12 protein-coding genes are annotated in these 20,036 nt (G+C 71.7%); 7 read left to right on the forward strand and 5 right to left on the reverse strand.

The window, feature by feature from the left end; genetic code table 11:
- Window positions 1-91: 91 nt before the first annotated feature.
- Entirely contained in the window at window positions 92-1,576 is a 1,485-nt protein-coding gene (locus AXW62_RS14385; protein WP_060944880.1) for an MFS transporter, read from the reverse strand.
- 269 nt (window positions 1,577-1,845) lie between these two features.
- On the opposite strand from AXW62_RS14385, the gene AXW62_RS14390 reads away from it, so the two are divergent.
- Entirely contained in the window at window positions 1,846-2,511 is a 666-nt protein-coding gene (locus tag AXW62_RS14390; RefSeq protein WP_060944881.1) for a TetR/AcrR family transcriptional regulator, read from the forward strand.
- Window positions 2,512-2,737: 226 nt separating this feature from the next.
- Here the strand turns inward: AXW62_RS14390 and AXW62_RS14395 are convergent, their stop codons facing one another.
- Complete coding sequence (locus AXW62_RS14395; protein WP_060944882.1) at window positions 2,738-5,311, reverse strand: glycoside hydrolase family 2; 2,574 nt, start codon at window positions 5,309-5,311, stop codon at window positions 2,738-2,740.
- Window positions 5,312-5,798: 487 nt separating this feature from the next.
- On the opposite strand from AXW62_RS14395, the gene AXW62_RS14400 reads away from it, so the two are divergent.
- From AXW62_RS14400 to AXW62_RS14410, 3 genes are all read left to right on the forward strand, one after another.
- Complete coding sequence (locus AXW62_RS14400) at window positions 5,799-6,263, forward strand: lamin tail domain-containing protein (protein WP_060944883.1); 465 nt, start codon at window positions 5,799-5,801, stop codon at window positions 6,261-6,263.
- Window positions 6,264-6,356: 93 nt separating this feature from the next.
- Complete coding sequence (locus tag AXW62_RS14405; protein ID WP_060944884.1) at window positions 6,357-8,771, forward strand: glycoside hydrolase family 65 protein; 2,415 nt, start codon at window positions 6,357-6,359, stop codon at window positions 8,769-8,771.
- Between the two features lie 242 nt (window positions 8,772-9,013).
- Complete coding sequence (locus AXW62_RS14410) at window positions 9,014-10,207, forward strand: S1 family peptidase (protein WP_060944885.1); 1,194 nt, start codon at window positions 9,014-9,016, stop codon at window positions 10,205-10,207.
- 72 nt (window positions 10,208-10,279) lie between these two features.
- Here AXW62_RS14410 and AXW62_RS14415 read toward each other — a convergent pair whose 3' ends face one another.
- Window positions 10,280-11,293, reverse strand: coding sequence for a multicopper oxidase domain-containing protein (locus AXW62_RS14415; protein WP_060944886.1), 1,014 nt, complete (start codon window positions 11,291-11,293; stop codon window positions 10,280-10,282).
- Window positions 11,294-11,517: 224 nt separating this feature from the next.
- On the opposite strand from AXW62_RS14415, the gene AXW62_RS14420 reads away from it, so the two are divergent.
- Together AXW62_RS14420 and AXW62_RS14425 are read left to right on the forward strand one after the other, a co-directional pair.
- On the forward strand, window positions 11,518-13,995 hold the full coding sequence (locus tag AXW62_RS14420; RefSeq protein ID WP_169808134.1) for a ThuA domain-containing protein: 2,478 nt from the start codon (window positions 11,518-11,520) through the stop codon (window positions 13,993-13,995).
- Window positions 13,996-14,057: 62 nt separating this feature from the next.
- Window positions 14,058-16,211, forward strand: a complete 2,154-nt coding sequence (locus AXW62_RS14425) for an OmpL47-type beta-barrel domain-containing protein (protein ID WP_252368609.1) — start codon at window positions 14,058-14,060, stop codon at window positions 16,209-16,211.
- Window positions 16,212-16,270: 59 nt separating this feature from the next.
- On the opposite strand, the gene recQ is transcribed toward AXW62_RS14425, so the two are convergent.
- Entirely contained in the window at window positions 16,271-18,307 is a 2,037-nt protein-coding gene (gene recQ, locus AXW62_RS14430) for a DNA helicase RecQ (RefSeq protein ID WP_252368606.1), read from the reverse strand.
- A 158-nt stretch (window positions 18,308-18,465) separates the two neighbouring features.
- On the opposite strand from recQ, the gene AXW62_RS14435 reads away from it, so the two are divergent.
- A complete protein-coding gene (locus AXW62_RS14435) occupies window positions 18,466-19,023 on the forward strand; it encodes a snapalysin family zinc-dependent metalloprotease (RefSeq protein ID WP_060944889.1) in 558 nt (185 codons plus the stop codon).
- Between the two features lie 206 nt (window positions 19,024-19,229).
- On the opposite strand, the gene AXW62_RS14440 is transcribed toward AXW62_RS14435, so the two are convergent.
- On the reverse strand, window positions 19,230-20,027 hold the full coding sequence (locus AXW62_RS14440) for a DeoR/GlpR family DNA-binding transcription regulator (RefSeq protein ID WP_051886071.1): 798 nt from the start codon (window positions 20,025-20,027) through the stop codon (window positions 19,230-19,232).
- Between the last annotated feature and the right edge of the window lie 9 nt (window positions 20,028-20,036).

Below are 20,036 nucleotides of genomic sequence, written 5' to 3' on the forward strand. Positions count from 1 at the left end.
GCCACGACAAAGCCGCCCGTGTCCTCCCGTTCGCCGAGGCGGCGGGGGGACACGGACGGCTGGGCGGTCGCTCCGGCCGCCGGCGGGGCGGTCAGCCTCGCGCCACCGCCCGCGGTGTGCCGGGCCGCTGGGGCGCGGCGGTGAGCCGGGCGGGCCCGCGGCCCGGCAGCAGCGCGGCGACCGCGAGCGCCACCAGCGCGGCGCCGCCGCCGATCACGAAGGCGGTGCGGAAGCCGTTCAGGGACGGCACCTGGTACGGGCCGAACGCGGTGGTCATATGGGCCAGGACGACCCCCACCACCGCGCTGGCGGTCGAGGTGCCGATGGACCGCATCAGGGTGTTGAGGCCGTTGGCCGCGCCCGTCTCGGACACCGGCACCGCCGACATGATCAGCGCGGGCATGGCGGAGTACGCGAGGCCGATCCCGGCGCCGATCACACACGAGATGATCACGATCTGCCACACGGCGTCCATCAGGAAGACCCCCATGCCGTAGCCGACGGCGATCACCCCCGCGCCGAGCATCAGCGACACCTTGGGGCCCCAGGTGCCGGTGATCCGCGCCGACAGCGGCGAGATGGCCATCATCACCAGCCCGGAGGGGCCCAGACACAGACCGGCGGTCATCATCGACCGGCCCAGCCCGTACCCCGTCGCCTCGGGCATCTGCAGCAGCTGAGGCAGCACCAGCGACATGCCGAACATCGCGAAGCCGATGACGATGGACGCCAGGTTGGTCAGCAGCACCTGACGGCGGGCGGTGGTGCGCAGATCCACCAGCGGTCCGCTCACCCGCAGCTCCCACCGGCCCCACAGCAGCAGGACGACCACGGCCGCGCCGAAGAGCCCCAGGGTGACACCGTCGGTCCAGCCCCAGTCGGCGCCCTTGGAGACGGCCAGCAGCAGACAGAGCAGTCCGATCGACAGCCCGACGGCGCCCACCAGGTCGAACTGCCCGCCACCGCGCACCGACGACTCCGGGACGAGCGCCAGCACCAGCGCGATCACCACCGCGCCCAGGCCCGCCGACACCCAGAACAGCACATGCCAGTCGGCGTGTTCGGCCAGCGCCGCGGCCCCGGGCAGGCCGAGCGCGCCGCCGACCCCCAGCGAGGAGCTCATCAGGGCCATCGCCGAGCCGAGCCGCTCGGCGGGCAGCTCGTCCCGCATGATGCTGATGCCCAGCGGGATCACCCCCGCCGAGAAGCCCTGGAGCGCACGGCCGACGATCATGGGTGCCAGCGCGTCGGAGAGCGCGCACACCACCGAACCGACCACCAGCATCGCCAGGCTGAGCAGCAGCGTCCGCCGTTTGCCGTACATGTCGCCGAGCCGTCCCAGTACCGGGGTGGCCACGGCGCCCGCGAGCAGGGTCGCGGTGATCGCCCAGGAGGCGTCCGAGGCCGAGGTGTGCAGTAGCGCCGGGAGATCCGGGACCAGCGGCACCACCAGGGTCTGCATCAGGGAGACGACGATCCCCCCGAAGGCCAGGACGGCGACGACCGGGCCGGAGCGCTGCGGCCGGGCGGCCACGGCCGCGTCAGGGGCGTCGGGGGTCGGAGGTGAGGAAGTCACGGTCGTCCTTCGTCGGGGCGTGGCCGAATCCACGTCAGGTGCGGCAGTAGTGTCGCATAAATTTGTGTAACCGGTACGTCAAATAGCCCCGCCCGGCGGCCCACCGCTCAACTCGCCCTGGTGCCAAGGGAGTTCGGGTACGGACGGGCCTGGCGGGCCGACCCGACGCGGGGCGGCATACCGGGCGGCGGACGGCATGAGCGGCACCCGCGCGGACATGCGTAGCCTTGGGACCCGGCACGGCGGGGGGGCGAGCGAAAGGACACCGGATGGCCAAGGCCGCGGAGGAGACCGTCCGCAGGGGGCGGGGCCGCCCGCCCCGCCTGTCGCGCGAGCAGATCGTCCGCTCCGCCGCGGAGCTGGCGGTCCGTGAGCCCCAGGTCGCGCTGACCGTCAAAAGGGTCGCCGAGGCGGTCGGATCCGCCCCCATGGCGCTCTACCGTTACTTCCCCGACCGCGACGACCTCCTCCAGGCCGTGGCCGACCGCGTCATGGTCGAGGCCCAGCACAAGGAGCCGCCGGGCGAGACCTGGCAGGAGCGGGTGCGCGCCTGGATGCACAGCAGCCGTGCATACCTGCTGCCCCACCGTCAGCTGCTTCCCTACATGGCCGCCACCCAGCAGCCCGCCCGGGTCTCCTCCCTGGTGACCCTGACCCGGCTGCTGCGCCCCCTGCGGCTGACCGAGGACGATCTCGCGCTGGCCGTGACCCTCATCGGCTCCACCGTCATCGGCCACGCGGTCTACGAGACCCACCGCGGCTCGGTCTCCGCCCGCACACTGGACGACCTGAGCGAGGCGCTGGCCCTCCACCCCCAGGAGGACCGGGACGTGGTGGCCCCGCTGCTGCCGAGGCTGTCGGGGGCGCAGAACAGGCTGTACGACGTGGTGGTGGACCGCACGATCGCCGCGATCGAGGCGCTGGCCGCGGGGTGACCTCCGGCGCCAACCGTTGCCCGGGCCCGTAGGGACACCGCCGCCCAGGACCCGTACGGCTACCGCCGTCCTGGGCCCGTACGAATACCCCGGCCGGGTATGCCGTCCGGCCGGGGCGTCCGTACGGGCCCGGACGTCGCCGAGGCCGCTGCCCCGATGGGCGGGGCGCCGTGCCGACGGCGCCCCGCCCGGGGACCCGCTCCCCGCCCGGGAGCGGTAGTACGGCCTACCCGGTGCACTCCATGGACGCCGGGTGCTCCGCGTCGCGGATCAGCGCCTGGTGCGCCTGGCGCAGCCGCTTCACATCGGGCTTGATCTCCTTGCGGTCATAGGTGAGAAGCCCGTTGAGCTCGCCCTCCACATCCGTGATCTGGGTGTAGACGGCCCCGCTGCTGCCGTTGCACGCGACCAGCCCGCGCACCTTGTCCAGCAGCTTCAGATACTCGTCGGTGTACTCGTCCTTGTCCACGCCGACGTAGGTGTGCTGCACGGGCCAGGCGTGGCCCGGTACGGCGAGGCCCAGGCCGCCGTACTCGCCGGTGACGCCCGCCCGTGACGCGTCGGGGCGCGGATCGCCCGGTCCGGGGTAGGCATGGACGTCGGCGAGGTCGCCGTTGCCGGTGTCGTTCCACCCGCTGGCGCCGTTGATGAGCCGGCTGGGGTCCCAGCCCTTGGCGAGCGCCGGCACCTTGGAGCCGCCGTACTGGCCCCAGCCCTCGTTGAAGGTCACCCAGATGACGATCGACGGACTGCTGATGTGCTGGTCGATCATCCGCTTCAGCTCGTGTTCGTACTGCGCCTGCGCCTTCTCCGACGGGGCGACCGTGTTCATGGAGGGCATGTCCTGCCACACCAGCAGCCCCAGCCGGTCGGCCCAGTAGTACCAGCGGTCGGGCTCGACCTTGATGTGCTTGCGCACGGAGTTGAAGCCCAGCCGCTTGTGCATCTTCAGGTCGTACGCCAGGGCCTCGTCGGTCGGCGCGGTGTGCAGTCCGTCGGGCCAGAACCCCTGGTCGAGCGTGGCCATGGAGAAGACGGGCTTCCCGTTGAGCACGGTGCGCCGCTTGCCGTCCACCTCCTTGACGGCGATGCTCCGCATGCCGAAGTAGCTCTCCACCCGGTCCGCCGAGGCGCCTCGCCCGACCGTGACCTTCAGCCGGTACAGATGCGGGTCGTCGGGGGACCACAGGTGCGGGGAGGGCACGGGGACGGTCAGCGCCGCCCCGGTGCGTCCGCTGGCGGTGCCGACCACGCGCTTGCCGTCATAGGCGGTCGCGGTGACCGGGACGCCGTCCCGTACCCCGCGGACCTCGGCGGTGAGGGACGTGCCGGGGACGTCCGGGGTCAGCTTGAGGGTGTCCACGTGGTCGGTGGCGACCGGCTCCATCCAGACGGTCTGCCAGATCCCGGAGGAGGGGGTGTACCAGATGCCGCTGGGGTCCAGGCGCTGCTTGCCCAGCGGCTGGTCCTCGCCGTCCGCCGCGTCGGTCGGGTCGTAGACGCCGACGATCAGCTCCTGGGTGCGGCCCGGCCGCAGGGCGTCGGTGACGTCGGCGCTGAACCGGTCGTAGCCGCCGCGGTGGTCGGCCACCTGCTTGCCGTTGACGTACACCTGGGCCTGCCAGTCCACGGCGTCGAAGTTCAGCCGCAGCCGCTTGTCCTGGCCGATCTTCCAGCCGGCCGGAACGGTGAAGGTCCGCCGGTACCACATGCGGTCCTCGTGGCGCTCCACACCGGAGAGCTTGGACTCCACCGGGTACGGGACCAGGATCCGCTCCTTGAGCTTCTGCCCGACGGGCGGCTTCTGCCCCTTCGCGGCGGCGGCGAACTGCCAGCTGCCGTTGAGGTTGCGCCACTGATCGCGGGTCAGCTGCGGCCGCGGGTACTCGGGGTGGGCGTTGTCGGGGCCGACGTCCTTGGCCCAGGGGGTGCTCAGCTGGTACGTCGACGCGTTGCCGCCGAAGGAGACGTACGGCTCGATGGCGCCGTCGCCGTCCTCCAGACCGCCCTTGCCGTCGTAGCGCACGACGGCCTCGCCACCGCGGCCGACCACCGGCTCCTTCAGGGCGAGCAGCAGCCGGGACGGGTCGGCCGGGTCCAGCCGGGCGCGTCCGAGCGGCCAGGCCGCGCCGCCGATGACGGCGGTGAGGTGCGACGACAGATCGGCCGGGGGAGTGGTGAGGGGCTGGGCGAAGTCCAGCAGCAGCGTACGGCCGTCGGGCTGGACGGCGCTGGTCACCGGGCCGTCGTAGGTGAAGTCCGCGGGCAGCCGGAAGGCCGACGCGGGGACGGGGGCCTTGGCCGCGCCGGGCGGGGTCCAGGACAGATGGAGGTTGGAGCCCCCGTAGTGCTCGAAGTACTCGACCTTGATGTCGTACGCCTTGCCCGCGGTGAGCTCGACGGGCTGGGAGGTCTGCTCCTTGTCCCAGTCGTCCACCCAGTGGTCGATGACCGGTTCGCCGTCGATCCACAGCCGGAAGCCGTTGTCGCCGATGATCGAGAAGGTGTGGGCACCGGAGCGCTCCGGCGTGATCTGACCGGTCCAGCGGACGCTGACGTCGTCCGACCGTCCCGTGGTGGCCTGCAGCCGCGGCTCCAGATTGTCGAAGTCGAGGGCGGGGTCGAGGCTGGTGGCCTTCAGCTCGTGGAAGTCGAAGGCCCCCGGGGCGGACTGGAGGTAGTAGTCACCGCGGAGGCCGTGGACGACGGGGGAGTCGTCGGAGGGGGAGTCGGCCGCGGCCGGACCGGGACCGGTCAGCAGACCGAGCGCACCAAGCGCCAAGGCCACGGTCGCGACCATGGATCTGGTGAAAGAAGAACGAAAACGCACATGTCCTCCGTGCTTGAGCAGCTGTAGGGACAAGTGGGGCGCCGCCATTGCGCCATCTCCAACAGAACCTGTCAATAGTGAACGCAAGGCAACAGGGCGGCCGGCTTCCCCGGAGGCCGCGTACATCACCGGCCGGATCCCGTGCGTCAACGGCGGCGCGCGGCTCGGCCGCTGACCCCGCCTCACCCTCCCGGGGCCCGGCGGGAGGAGTGTCGCACCGGGCCCGCGCTAGGGCCGTACGGCCCTGGAGCGAGGGCCGCGCAGCCCTGCCGCCGCGTTCGGCCGAAGGTCCACTCTGGTCCTCCACACAGGTGGGGGGAAGACGGACGGACGGCCGCGCCGAAGGAGTCAGCTCGCTGACTCCAGCCATCTTCGGGCGCGGCCGTCCGTCCGTCCTGCGTGCACCGCGCTTCCCGGCGGCCACCGCCTCACCACGCACGACACAAGGGGGGACCTCATGTCCAGTGCCACCGGAACCACCGCCCGCACGGCCGCGGCGCTCGCCGCCGGCTGCGCGATCGCCCTGCTGTACCCGGCGGCGCCCGCCGGCGCCGCGGGCTCCGTACACATTTCCAAGATCTACTACGACTCTCCCGGCACCGACAACCGGAGCAACGCCAGCCTCAACGGCGAGTACGCCCAGATCAAGAACTCCACCTCGCGCGGGGTCAGCCTCAAGGGCTGGGTGCTCGCCGACGCGAGCAACCACAAGTACACCTTCCCCGGCTACACCCTGGGCGCGGGCCGGACCGTGACCGTGCGGACCGGATCCGGTTCGGACACCTCCGCCACCAAATACCAGGGCCGTCGGGCGTACGTCTGGAACAACGACCGCGACAAGGCCACCCTCCGCAAGGCCGGCGGCGCCACGGTCGACACCTGCGCGTACAACAACAGCCGGGCCGACTACAAGATCTGCTGAGCGCCCGCCGCGCGGGGGCGCGGCGCAACCGGTGAAGCCCTCCGGCCCGGACGACAATGGGCCAGGCCGAGGGGAGAGAGACGGTGAGCGCCCGTGTCGGACTGGGTGTGGGAGTACGACGGCTACGAGCCCGGTGCGGAGCGGCTGCGGGAGTCGCTGTGCACCCTCGGCAACGGCTATCTGGCCACCCGGGGCGCGGCCCCCGAGGCGACCGCCGACGAGACGCACTACCCGGGCACCTATGTGGCCGGCTGCTACAACCGGCTCGGCTCGGTGGTCGGCGGACGCCAGGTCGAGAACGAGGACATGGTCAACCTGCCGAACTGGCTGCCGCTGCGGTACCGCGTCCGCGACCCGGACCGGCCCGCCGCCCCCGGCGGCTGGCTCTCCCCCGACGCGGACGAGCTGACCGGCTACCGGCAGACCCTCGACCTGCGGCACGGCACCCTCCTCCGGCGGCTGCGGTTCACCGACCGGCGGGGCCGGGTGCTCGGCGTCGAGCAGCGGCGCCTGGTCCACATGGGGGATCCGCATCTGGCGGCGATGCGGACCACCTTCCGGGCCGACGGCTGGTCCGGCACCCTCGAGCTGGAGTCCGGGATCGACGGTGCCGTGGCCAACACGGGCGTGGCCCGCTACGACGCGCTGGCCGGCTGCCATCTGACCGACCGGCGCACCGCCGCGGCCGGCCCCGACACCGTATGGCTGAGCTGCCGCACCACCACCTCCGAGGTGCGCGTGGCCATGGCCGCCCGCACCCGGGCCGTCCAGGGCCTGCCCACCGGCACCGGGCAGCGGCTCACCCCGAGCGCGGCCGTGCGCACCCTGGCCGTGCCGATCGCGCCGGACGCTCCCGTCACCGTCGAGAAGACCGTGGCGGTGCACACCTCCAAGGACCCCGCGATCGGCGATCCGGTCCGGGCCGTCCTCGACGAGGTGGCCCGGGCCCCGGGGTTCGGCACGCTGCTCGCCTCCCACCGCACCGCATGGAACCACCTGTGGCGGGAGGCCGCGCTGGAGGTGCCCGGCGAGGCGGGCCACATCCTGCGGCTGCACCTGTTCCACGTCCTCCAGACGCTCTCGCCGCACACCGCGGAACTGGACGTGGGCGTCCCGGCCCGCGGTCTGCACGGCGAGGCGTACCGCGGACACGTCTTCTGGGACGAGCTGTTCGTGCTGCCGTACCTGAACCTCCACTTCCCCGAGGTCTCCCGGGCCCTGCTGCACTACCGCCACCGGCGGCTGCCCCAGGCGTGCCGCGCCGCCGCGGACGCCGGGCGGGCCGGGGCGATGTACCCGTGGCAGAGCGGCAGCGACGGGCGCGAGGAGACCCAGACCTTCCACCTGAACCCGCGCTCCGGCCGCTGGCTGCCGGACCACTCCCGGCTCCAGCACCACGTGGGCTCGGCGGTGGCGTACAACGTGTGGCAGTACTGCCAGGCCAGTGGCGACACCGACTTCCTGCACACCAAGGGCGCGGAGATGCTGCTCCAGATCGCCCGCTTCTGGGCGGACACCGCCGTGCTGGACCCGGACCACGGGCGGTACCGCATCCGCGGGGTGGTCGGGCCCGACGAGTACCACGACGGCTACCCCGGCGCCGACCGCCCCGGGATCGACGACAACGCGTACACCAACGTCACCGCCGCCTGGGTGCTCGACCGGGCCCTGGAGCTGGCCCGCACCCTGCCCGAGCCGCGCCGCCGCGAGCTGTTCGAGCGGGTGGGCCTGGACCGCGCCGAACCGGAGCTCTGGGAGGACGTCTCACGGCGGCTGCTGGTCCCTTTCCACCGGGGCGTCATCAGCCAGTTCGGCGGCTACCAGGAGCTGACCGAACTCGACTGGGACGGCTACCGCGCCCGCTACGGCGACATCCGCCGGCTGGACCGGATCCTGGAGTCCGAGGGCGACTCGGTGAACCGCTACCAGGCATCCAAGCAGGCCGACGCGCTGATGCTCGGCTATCTCTTCGCCCCCGCCGAACTGGCGGGCCTCTTCCGGCGGCTCGGCTACGCCATGGACGACGACATCTGGCGCGCCACTGTGGAGTACTACCTGCCCCGGACCAGCCACGGCTCGACCCTCAGCGAGCTGGTGCACGGCTGGGTGCTGGTGCGGGCCCGCCGAGCGGAGGCGTGGCGGTACTGCCAGGAGGCGCTGCTCGGCGATGTGGCGGACGTCCAGGGCGGCACCACCGGCGAGGGCATCCACCTCGGTGCCATGGGCGGCACCCTCGATCTGGTGCAGCGCGGTCTGACCGGGCTGGAGACCCGGGAGGAGGCCCTGTGGCTGGACCCGGTGCCGCTGCCCGAGCCGTCCGGACTTTCGGAGTACCGGTTCGCGATCCGCTACCGCGGTCACTGGGGCGTCGCCCTGCGGGTGCGGGCCGGGAGGCTGTGGATCAGTGTGCCGGACTCGGAGGAGCGCCCGATCGAGGTGCGGCTGGCCGACCGCTCCCTGACCGTCGCCCCGGGCGAGTCCCACTGGCTTCCGCTGCCGTCCGGCTGAACGCGGCGCGCGGCGGAGGAGGGCGCGCGAGGGGGGACCGTGACCGCCGCGGGCGCACCGCCGTCGCCCCGGCGCGGCTGTTCAACCGGAATCCGGACGAAGCACCCTGATCCCCCGTCGGCCGCCGTGTCCGATCGTGACCGATCACGGTCTTGGTCTGGACTTTTTTCCACGGCTCGCTAGGCTCTGCGCGATCGAATCGTGAAAGCGCTCTCACCCTGCCCAGCAGAAGGGGAACTTCCATGAGACGGAAGCCCGTTGTCCGTGCCGGACTGTCCGCACTCCTCGTCCTCGGCGCCCTCTCGGGCGCCGGCGGGGCCTTCTCGACCGCCGCCGCGGCAACCGGCGGTGACACCTCCGCGGCCGAGCCCGCCGCCGCCTCCGCGCCGTCCGCCACGCTGGTCCGCGCGCTCGGCAAGGACCTCGGCCTCACCACGGACCAGGCGCGCCGGCGGCTGAGCCAGGAGGCCGTCGCCATGAAGCTGGAGCCCAAGGCCAAGCGCGCCGCGGGCACGTCCTACGGCGGCTCCTGGTTCGACGCGGACAGCGGAAAGCTGGTCGTCGGCGTCACCAGCGCCGAGCGGGCCGAATCGGTACGGGCCACGGGCGCCACCACCCGGATCGTGCGGCACAGCGCCAAGGCACTCGACGCGGCCAAGGCGCGCCTGGACAAGAAGGCCGGGAAGAAGGCCGCCCCGGCCGGGGTGAGCAGCTGGAGCGTCGACCCCCGGGCGGGCAGTGTCGTGGTCCGGGTCCGCGCGGGACACGAGGGCGACGCCGCCGTCCGCGCGTTCCTCCGCGACGCCGAGCGCGCCTCCTCCGTCCCGGTCACCACCGAGAAGGCCCCCGCCCAGGCGCCGACGACCTTCGCCGCCGGCACCGTCGGCGGCGACCCGTACTACACCGGCAACGTCCGCTGCTCCATAGGCTTCTCGGTGCAGGGCGGCTTCGTCACGGCCGGACACTGCGGCCAGAAGGGGGCCTCGGTCAGCGGCTGGGACCGCTCGTACATCGGCACCTTCCAGGGTTCCTCCTTCCCCGGCAACGACTACGCCTACGTCAGCGTCGGCAGCGGCTGGTGGACCGTGCCGGTGGTGCTCGGCTGGGGCACCGTTCCGGACGCGCTGGTCCGCGGCTCCGCCGAGGCCCCGGTCGGCGCCTCCATCTGCCGCTCCGGCTCCACCACCCACTGGCACTGCGGCACGGTCCTGGCCAAGAACGAGACCGTGAACTACAGCCAGGGTGCCGTGTACCAGATGACCAAGACCAGTGTGTGCGCCGAGGGCGGTGACTCCGGGGGCTCGTTCATCAGCGGCGACCAGGCCCAGGGCGTGACCTCGGGCGGCTGGGGCAACTGCTCCAGCGGTGGCGAGACCTGGTACCAGCCGGTCAACGAGATCCTGTCGGTGTACGGCCTGCGGCTGCACACCGCCTGAACCGGGTGACCGGACCCGGCGGTACGGGGACGGGGCGGGCCCGCCGGGCCCGCCCCGTCGTCCGTGCGGAGGCTATCCGGCGCGGTGCGCGCTCAGCCGGTGCGGCTCGTAGCCGGGGATGGTGCCGTCGGGCTTGGCGACCAGGAAGAGCCCGGCCATGCCCATGTCGGAGTGGCTCTGGACGTGGCAGTGGTACATCCAGGCGCCCGCGCCGACGTTCTCCCCGGCGATCACCTGGAAGCCGAAGGAGTCGGCGGGCCCGGTGATCTTGTTGTCGATGATCCGGCTCACATCGTCCGGGCCTGCCAGCAGTCCGGTGCGATTGTCCGCCCAGCGGTGCCCGTGCATATGGAAGGTGTGGTAGTACTCGCCGTGCGTGATCATGATGATCTCGACGCGGTCGCCCACCGTGGCCCGGAACTCGGGGGCGTCATGCCCCGACTTGTTGTTGATCGTCATGTCGTTGAAGACGATGGTGAATTGTTTCTCCGGCAGGATGTCGCCCGCCCGCCGCACCACCACGGGGCCGTAGAGCCCCTTGCGCAGGCCGCCGGTGCCGTGCGGGGTGCCCACCGCGTGGTCGTGGTAGTGCCAGTAGCCCGCGCTGCCCGGCCGCCAGGTGCCGTCGGCGCGCTTGCCCGGGGTGTGGGTGCGCCAGGTGTAGGTGCGGGTGCCGCCCGGCTCCACGGCGCTGCGGTTGAGCTGGGTGCCGTCGCTGGCGACGTCGTAGTCCAGGCCGTGCACATGGAGGCTGGCCGTGACGTCCATGGTGTTCTCGAACTCGATGTGCAGGGTGTCGCCCTCGGTCAGCTCGATCAGCGGACCGGGGATGCTGGCCTTGCCCTTCTCGAGCCCGTAGCCCATCTGGCCGTCCGGCAGCTTCTCCGCGTAGAGCTTGAGGCGGCGGACCGTCCCGCCCGCGGCCGCCGTTCGGACCTCGGCGGACCGGGCCGCCGCAGCCGCCGGCGCCTTCGCGGCGGCGGGGGAGGAGAGGGCCAGCGGTCCGACGGCCGCGGCGGCCGCGCCGCCGGTGAAGAGCCGTCTGCTGAGACCGCGTCTGGAGGTGATACCGGGTGCGTCGCTCATCGTTCTCCCAAATCGCCGTGGATCCCCTGCCGTTGACGATGCGCAGCTGCCCCGGGGGTGCTTTCACGGTAGCCCGGGGATCCTCGTTCATCCACACTCAGGACAAAGTTCGTTGAGTTGCGGTCATAGCTATTGGCGGGTTGCGAAAAGCCGTCTAGCTTCCTTCAGCGGAGTTTCCGGTACGTGAGAGGGATGGGTGACCAATGCGGGACATACCGTACCAAATGCCCTCGAAAGGAAGAGGGCTGACCGTCAGTCGGTCGCGAAGGAGACGCGCGGGGGTGGCGGCACTGCTCTTCGGCGCCCTCACCGCGACCCTGCTGGGCGGGAGCCCCGCCAGCGCCCGGCCCGAGGATCGTGCGCCACTCACGCTGCCGTCCCCGCCCGGCGGGGACAACGTCCGGGTACTGGTCTTCCACGGCTCGGCGGGGGACGAGCCGGCCACGGTGAACGCGGGGATCGAGGCCATCGAGAAGATCGGCAATCAGGGCCCGGCGGCCACCCGGTTCACCGTTGACGCCACCGCCGACGCCTCGGTCTTCACCCGGCCCCGGCTCGGCAGGTACAACACCGTGGTCTTCCTGACCGGCGCCGGGGACGTGCTCGACCCCGAGCAGGAAGCCGGGCTCGAGGCGTACATGGAGGCGGGCGGCGGCTTCCTCGGCATCCATGACGCGGCCCGCAACGAGCCCTACTCCGACTGGTTCACCGGGCTGATCGGAGCCCGCCCCGCCGCCACGAACCCGGGCACCGCCCAGCGGGCCGTGGTGGAGGTCGGCGACCGGGTCCACCCGGCCACCAAGGATCTGCCGCTGGAGTGGAAGCGCACGGACACCTGGCTCAACTGGCGGACCAACCCCTCCGGCACGGTGCACACCGTGGCCCGGGTGCGGGAGTCCAGCTACCAGCCGGGCGCCGGCGCGGTCGGCTGGGACCACCCGATCTCCTGGTGCCGTGACTACGACGGCGGCCGTTCCTTCTACACCGGAATGGGCGGTACGGTCTCCGGTTTCCAGGAGGCCGACTTCCGCACGCATCTGCGGGGCGCGCTGCTGTGGACCACCCGTCTCTCCCGCGCCGACTGCAAGGCCACCATCTCCGCGAACTACAAGGCCGAGCGAGTGACCAAGCCCAACCAGCCGGGCCAGTCGGACCAGATCGGCGAACCGCACGGCCTCGTCGTGGCCAAGGACGGCCGGGTGTTCTACATCGGCCGGGGCGGCGGTGACAACAGCGCTCCGGTGGTCACCGACTGGAACGACCCGGAGATCGGCAAGGGCCAGGGGCAGATCCACGTCTACGACCCGGCCACCGGGAAGGTGACGCTCGCGGGCGCCCTGACCGTCTTCGGCAACAAGGGCGGCGGCGACGAACTGGTCAAGAACGAGGAGGGGCTGCTCGGCATCGAGCTGGACCCGGACTTCCTCAGCAACGGCTGGGTCTACCTCCACTACACCCCGCACTCCCGGATCAACCGGGACACCCGGATGGCCGAGCGCCGCGTCTCCCGCTTCACCCTGGACTCGAAGACCAACAAGCTGGACCTGGGCTCGGAGAAGGTCCTGCTCTCCTGGCCGGTCCAGATCCACAGCTGCTGCCACGCGGGCGGCGGGATGTCCTGGGACTCCAGGGGCAACCTCTACATCGCCACCGGGGACAACAACTCCTCCCAGTTCAGCGACGGCTACTCGGGCAACAACCCGCAGCCGAACTACAAGGGCGTCTCCTTCGCCGACGCCCGCCGCACCGCGGGCAACACCCACAACCTCAACGGCAAGATCCTGCGGATCCACCCCGAGGACGACGGCACTTACACCCTCCCCGAGGGCAATCTCTTCACCGGAAACGAGCCCGACGAGGGCAGTGGCAAGACCCGTGGCGAGATCTACGTCATGGGGGTGCGCAACCCGGCCCGGATCTTCGTGGACCAGAAGACCGACATCCTCTACGCGGGCTGGGTCGGCCCCGACGCCGGCGAGCCCAGCACCACCTGGGGCCCGGCCAAGTACGACACCTTCGCCGCCATCACCAAGGCGGGGAACCACGGCTGGCCGTTCTGCATGGGCAACAAGCAGCCGTACCGGGACCGCGCTCTGCCCGATCCCAGTAAGCCCCAGGGCTGGTACGACTGCGATCACCCCAAGAACGAGTCGCCCAACAACGACGGACTGGTGAACCTGCCGCCCGTCACCGCGAACACCATCTGGTACTCGCCCCAGGGCGGCGGCCCCGACTACCCGCGGGACGCCAACGGCGTCCCCAGCTACCGGGAGTCGGAGGCGAAGTTCCTGCTGCCGTGGCTCAAGGGCGGCGGGCAGGCCACCATGAACGGCCCGGTCTACCGCTACGACGCCGACAGCGACTCGACCACCCGATGGCCCGCCTACTGGGACGGCAAGTGGTTCGTCGGCGACTTCTACGACGGCGACCAGCCGCGCCACGCGGTGGTGACCGACCCGAAGACCGTCGGCAAGGGCGGGCTGCCGGTGCACGCCGAATCCCTGCGGAAGATCGTCCCGGTGGGCGCCGACGGCATCCGCAACCTCATGGACTGGAAGTTCGCCCCGGACGGCTCGCTCTACGTCCTCGACTACGGGCGCGGCTTCTTCACCTCCGACGCCAAGTCGGCGCTGTGGCACATCACCTACACCGGTGGCGAGCCCACTCCGCTCGCCCGGGACCTGGCCAGGAAGGCGGAGTGACCGTGAAACGCAGGCGCCCCAAACCCATCAGACCCTGGACGGCGCTCCTCGCCGCCCTGCTCATGGTCCTCGGACTGAGCTCGGCGGCGGCGACGGCGGCCTACGGCAGGGACCACGGCCGACAGGCCGCGCAGCAGGTCCTCACCTGGACCGCGGGTGACGACATCACCACGTACACCTCGGCGCCCACCACCGCGGTCGCCGGCAAGGCCACCATCGTCTTCGAGAACAGCGCGGCCACCGGCAACACCATGGGGATGCCGCACACCCTGACCTTCGACGTCTCCGACCCGGAGTACAACAACGACGTCCCGCTGAACATCCTCGCCAACCCCTCTGACGACAGCGGCGGCAAGCACACCGCCGAGGTCACCCTCAGCCCCGGCCGCTACCGCTACCACTGCACCATCCCCGGCCACGGCCAGATGCAGGGCATCCTGGTGGTCACCGACGGCGGCGGGGGCGAGGACACCACCGCGCCCGAGGTCTCGGCGAAGGTCGAGGGCGAACGGGACGCGGACGGCGCGTACATCGGCATGGCCACCGTCGCCGTGTCCGCCACCGACGAGGGCTCGGGTGTGGACCGGATCGAGTTCGCGGAAGGGGACGGGGCGTTCCAGACGTACACCGCCCCGGTGATGGTCCACCAGGTCGGCAGCCACACCGTGCGCTACCGGGCCGTGGACAAGGCGGGGAACGTGTCCGAGGTGAAGTCGGTGGACTTCCGGGTGGTGGCGCCGCCGACGGATGACACCACACCGCCGGAGACCTCCGCCACCGTCTCCGGTGAGCGGGACCCGTCCGGCGCGTACATCGGCATGGCCACCGTGACCATCACCGCCTCCGACACCGGATCCGGCGTCAACCGGATCGACTACGCCCTGGGCCAGGGGGAGTTCCAGCCGTACACCGGGCCGGTGATGGTCCATGACACCGGCGCCCACACGGTGCGCTACCGCGCGGCGGACAGGGCGGGGAACGTGTCGGGGGTGAAGTCGGTGGACTTCCGCGTGGTGGCGCCGCCCGCCGAGGACACCCTGCCCCCGGTGACCTCCGCCAAGGTCGACGGCACGAAGAACTCCGACGGCGCCTATGTGGGCAGCGCCAAGGTCACCCTCACCGCCGCGGACGACGACTCCGGGGTGGCGCGGACCGAGTACTCCCTGGACAGCGGGCCGTATCTGACCTACACCAGCCCCGTGGTGGTGGACCGGGTGGGCCGCCACACCGTGGCGTACCGCGCCACCGACAAGGCCGGCAACACCTCGCAGGCCCAGCAGATCGCGTTCACCGTGGCCGAGGGCGGCGGAGTGCCCGCACCCGCGTGCCCGGAGTGGGACGAGCGGCTCACCGTGATCGTCGGCACGGTGGACACCGGTGTCCCCAACCGCATCACCCGTAGCCGCTGCACCATCAACGAGCTGATCGAGGACGAGAAGGACTGGTCCTCCCACGCCCTCTTCCGCAAGCACGTCACCGCCGTCACCGACAAGCTGCTCGCCGACGGCGTCATCGACCAGCGCGAATACCGGCTGATCAACAAGGCGGCCGAGCAGTCCGGCATCGGCAAGCCCGGTCAGGACGAGGGATACCGCCCGCTGTTCGACGGCACCGAGAAGTCGTTCAACCGATGGCAGCACGTGGGCGGCGGGGCCTTCGGCCTCAACGACGACGGGACCATCACCAGCAGCTCCACGGTCGAGGGCATGGGCATGCTGTGGTTCCCGCAGCGGACGTACGACGACTTCTCGCTGAAGCTCCAGTTCCGCGATGACGCACCCGGTACGGGCAACGCCAACAGCGGTGTCTTCGTGCGCTTCCCCTACGTCCACGACCACCCCGAGGAGCCCCGTCCGGAGTGGGTGGCCATCACCTACGGGCACGAGGTGCAGATCCTCGACCGTCCCGATGGCGACATGTACAAGACCGGCTCGATCTACGGTTTCGACCGGGTCGGGCTCGGCGGCGCCGGGGTCACCCCCAAGGGCAGCTGGAACGACTACGAGATCCGGGTGGTCGGTCAGCACTACTCGATCTACCGCAACGGTGTGCTGATCAACGAGTTCGAGAACACCGGCGGCCAGGAGTTCACCCCGCCGCGCGCCGGCGACCCCGGCACGGACGGCCGCCGGTACGCCTCCGGATACATCGGTCTGCAGACCCACAGCACCGGTGATGTGGTCTCCTTCCGCGACATCCGCATCAAGGAGCTGTAGCCGCACACGTCCGACGGTTCCGCTCCCGGCACACCGGGAGCGGAACCCTGGGCCGCCCGTCAGGAGGCCAGGGTGTCCAGAATGCCCTGGCCGTACTTCGCCAGCTTGTTCTCGCCCACCCCGCTCACCGTGCCGAGCTCCTCGAGCGTGGCCGGGGCGCGGGTCGCGATCTCGCGCAGGGTGGCGTCATGGAAGACCACATAGGCGGGGACCCCCTGCTCCTTCGCGGTCGCCGCCCGCCAGGCGCGCAGCCGCTCGAAGACCGGGACGGCCTCCTCCGGCAGATCCACCGGAGCCTTCCGGGCCTTGCCCGAAGCCTCCGGCTTCCCCTTCCCGGCACGCGACGGCTTCTCCGGCTCGCGCCGCAGCCTGACCTCGCGCCGCCGGTTCAGCACCTCGGCGCTCGCCTCGGTGAGCACCAGCGTGCCGTAGTCGCCCTCGACGCCGATCAGCCCCTGCGCCAGCAACTGCCGCACCACACCGCGCCATTCGGCCTCGCGCAGCTCGGTGCCGATGCCGAACACCGAGAGCGCGTCATGGTCGAACTGGATGACCTTGGCCGTCTTCTTGCCGAGCAGGATGTCGATGATCTGCCCCGCGCCGAACTTCTGGTTGCGCTCCCGTTTGAGCCGCACCACCGTGGACAGCAGCTTCTGCGCGGCGATGGTGCCGTCCCAGGACTCCGGGGGCGTGAGGCAGGTGTCGCAGTTGCCGCACGGGGTGGACTCCTGGCCGAAGTAGGCCAGCAGCCGCACCCGGCGGCACTCGACCGTCTCGCACAGCGCCAGCATCGCGTCCAGCTGGGCGCCGAGGCGGCGCCGGTGGGCGTCGTCGCCCTCGGAGGTGTCGATCATCTTCCGCTGCTGGACGACGTCCTGGAGCCCGTACGCCAGCCATGCGGTGGAGGGCAGACCGTCACGCCCGGCCCGGCCCGTCTCCTGGTAATAGCCCTCCACGGACTTGGGCAGGTCCAGATGGGCCACGAACCGCACATCGGGCTTGTCGATGCCCATGCCGAACGCGATCGTGGCCACCACGACCAGACCCTCCTCCCGCAGGAAGCGCGCCTGGTGCTCGGCGCGGGTCCGCGCGTCCAGCCCGGCGTGGTACGGCAGCGCGTCGATGCCCTGGGAGACCAGGAACTCGGCCGTCTTCTCCACCGACGAGCGGGACAGGCAGTAGACGATGCCCGCCTCGCCCGGGTGCTCGGTGCGCACCAGCTCCAGCAGCTGCTTCTTCGGCTCGTTCTTGGGCACGATCCGGTACTGGATGTTCGGGCGATCGAAGCTGGCCACGAAGTGCAGGGCGTCCTGGAGCTTCAGCCGGGAGGCGATCTCGGCGTGGGTGGCCTCGGTGGCGGTCGCGGTCAGGGCGATCCGCGGCACCGTGGGCCAGCGCTCGTGCAGCTCGGACACGGCCAGGTAGTCGGGCCGGAAGTCATGCCCCCACTGCGCCACGCAGTGCGCCTCGTCGATGGCGAACAGCGAGACGGTGCCCCGCTCCAGCAGCCGCAGCGTGGACTCCACCCGCAGCCGCTCCGGCGCCAGATAGAGCAGGTCGAGCTCGCCCGCGAGGAACTCGGCCTCCACCAGCCGCCGCTCGTCCAGGTCCTGGGTGGAGTTCAGGAACCCGGCCCGGACCCCGAGGTTCCGCAGGGCGTCGACCTGGTCCTGCATCAGCGCGATCAGGGGCGAGATGACGACGCCGACACCCTTCCGCACCAGCGCCGGGATCTGGTAGCACAGCGATTTGCCGCCGCCGGTCGGCATGAGGACGAGCGCGTCGCCACCGGCCACGACATGGTCGATGATCTCCTGCTGACCTCCCCGGAACGAGTCGTAGCCGAAGACGCGGTGGAGCACGCCGAGCGCGTCGCTCGCGTCACCACTGAGCGCGTCGCTCCTGTCGGGGCCGGTGTCGGTCGCGTCACCACTGAGCGTGTCGCTCGCATCGAGGCTGCGCGTGCCGGTCGCGTCACCACTGAGCGCGTCGCTCGCATCGGCACTGAGCGTGTCGCTCGTGTCAACGCCGAGCGTGTCGCTCGTATCCACACTGAGCGCGTCGCTCCTGTCGGGGCCGGTGTCGGGGAGAGCCATCCGGCGATTCTAGGGGGCCGGGCGGTGCGCGTGCCGCCCGGCTGTGGACAACCGGCCGGATGCGGCAAGGTGTGCGGACACAGTGGCCGATGCGCCGGGCGCGTGCCATGCTCATGCCCGCTCGCACTGTCCATCCTTCCCCCACGAGGAGGCTGATCGTGAGATCCAGCAAGATCGTCCGCGCCTTACCCGCCGCGGTGACGGCGGTGCTCGCCCTGACGGCCGGACAGGCCGTGGCCGCTCCCGCCTCCGCCGCCCCGGCGGAGCGCACCGCTGCTGCGCGGGTCGTGACGTACGACGCCGGCGGGGCCGCCGAGTTCAAGGACGCCGTGGCCAAGGGCGCGGCGATCTGGAACGAGAGCGTGGTCAACGTCAAGCTCCAGCCCGCCGCGTCCGGGCAGCGGGCCAACGTCCGCATCATCGCGGACAACGGCTGGCCCCGGACCCTGTCCACCGGGCTGGGCAGCGGCACGATCTACTTCGGCCGCCAGGCCGTCGACGAGGGCCACAACACCGTGCGGATCTCCTCGCACGAGCTGGGCCACATCCTCGGTCTGCCGGACAGGAAGCCGGGGCCGTGTTCGAGCCTGATGTCCGGCGCCAGCGCCGGGACCTCCTGCACCAACCCCTACCCGAACGCCGCCGAGAAGGCCGAGGCCGAGGGCAGCTTCGGCCTCGTGGGCGCGACGGCCGCACCGCGCACGTACCAGGACTGACCCGGGCGGGCCGGGAGCCAGGTTCCCGGCCCGCACCGGCGGCCGTGGTCTCGACCGGTGGCCGCGGCCTCGACCGGCGGCAGGAACCTCGACCGGCGGCAGGATCGCTCACCGGGCCCGCTGGCCCGCCCCGAGTCCGCCTCGAACGGCGCGTCCGCCCCCGGCGGTGAGGGCTCCGCGGCCTCTACAGGGGGCTCCGCGCCTCTTCAGACGGTGATGACCTCGGTGTCGGGCAGCGCGCGGAACGGGGCGAGCTGGCCATCGGTGGCGCCGCTGTCGGTGACCAGCGTCCACGCCCGGTCCAGCGGGGCCCAGGCGGTGAACGGGGACTGGCCCAGCTTGCTGCTGTCGGCGAGGACGTACAGCTCCTTGCCGCGTTCGGCCATCATCTCCTTGAGCGAGGTCTGCTGCAGGCTCGCCTCGCAGATGCCCAGCTGCGCGTCCAGCCCGTCGGCACCCAGGAAGACCTTGTCGGCGGTCAGCCGGGACAGGGTCAGCTCGGCGAGCGGCCCGACGAAGCCCTGGCTGACATGGCGCAGTGTCCCGGCGAGGGTGATCAGCTCGACGCCGTCCGCCTCGGCCAGTTCACGCAGCGCGGTGAGCCCGCTGGTGATCACGGTCAGGTCGGTGCGGGCGCGCAGATGGTGGGCGAGCCGTCCGGTGGTGGTACCGGCGTCCAGGATGACGGTGTCGCCCGGCCCGATCCGCGCGGCCGCCCAGCGCCCGATGCGGTCCTTCTCCGCGACCGCGAGCCCGCTGCGCTGCCCGAGGGTGGGCTCGGCGGTGTGACCGGCGCTCATCGCGCCGCCGTAGGTGCGGGCGATGGTGCCCTGTTCGGTGAGGAGCGCGAGATCCCGGCGGATGGTGGAGGGGGTCACCTCCAGCGAGCGCGCCAGCTCCTCGACGACGACCGTGCCGTCGGTCTGGATCATCCGGGCGATCAGCTCCCGGCGGTCCCCGGCGCGCAGCCGCCTGCGCTCCTCCGCCCCGGCCTCCTGAGTCATGGCGGCCCC

This window comes from Streptomyces hygroscopicus subsp. hygroscopicus (assembly GCF_001553455.1).
Lineage (GTDB): Bacteria > Actinomycetota > Actinomycetes > Streptomycetales > Streptomycetaceae > Streptomyces > Streptomyces hygroscopicus.

What these genes read in the sequence shown, in the direction of transcription:
- AXW62_RS14410 (WP_060944885.1), top strand. Translation starts at nt 9,014, where the DNA reads ATGAGACGGAAGCCCGTTGTCCGTGCCGGACTGTCCGCACTCCTCGTC.
- AXW62_RS14400 (WP_060944883.1), top strand. Translation starts at nt 5,799, where the DNA reads ATGTCCAGTGCCACCGGAACCACCGCCCGCACGGCCGCGGCGCTCGCC.
- AXW62_RS14440 (WP_051886071.1), bottom strand. Translation starts at nt 20,027, where the DNA reads ATGACTCAGGAGGCCGGGGCGGAGGAGCGCAGGCGGCTGCGCGCCGGG.
- AXW62_RS14390 (WP_060944881.1), top strand. Translation starts at nt 1,846, where the DNA reads ATGGCCAAGGCCGCGGAGGAGACCGTCCGCAGGGGGCGGGGCCGCCCG.
- AXW62_RS14395 (WP_060944882.1), bottom strand. Translation starts at nt 5,311, where the DNA reads ATGGTCGCGACCGTGGCCTTGGCGCTTGGTGCGCTCGGTCTGCTGACC.
- AXW62_RS14415 (WP_060944886.1), bottom strand. Translation starts at nt 11,293, where the DNA reads ATGAGCGACGCACCCGGTATCACCTCCAGACGCGGTCTCAGCAGACGG.
- recQ (WP_252368606.1), bottom strand. Translation starts at nt 18,307, where the DNA reads ATGGCTCTCCCCGACACCGGCCCCGACAGGAGCGACGCGCTCAGTGTG.
- AXW62_RS14420 (WP_169808134.1), top strand. Translation starts at nt 11,518, where the DNA reads ATGCCCTCGAAAGGAAGAGGGCTGACCGTCAGTCGGTCGCGAAGGAGA.
- AXW62_RS14425 (WP_252368609.1), top strand. Translation starts at nt 14,058, where the DNA reads ATGGTCCTCGGACTGAGCTCGGCGGCGGCGACGGCGGCCTACGGCAGG.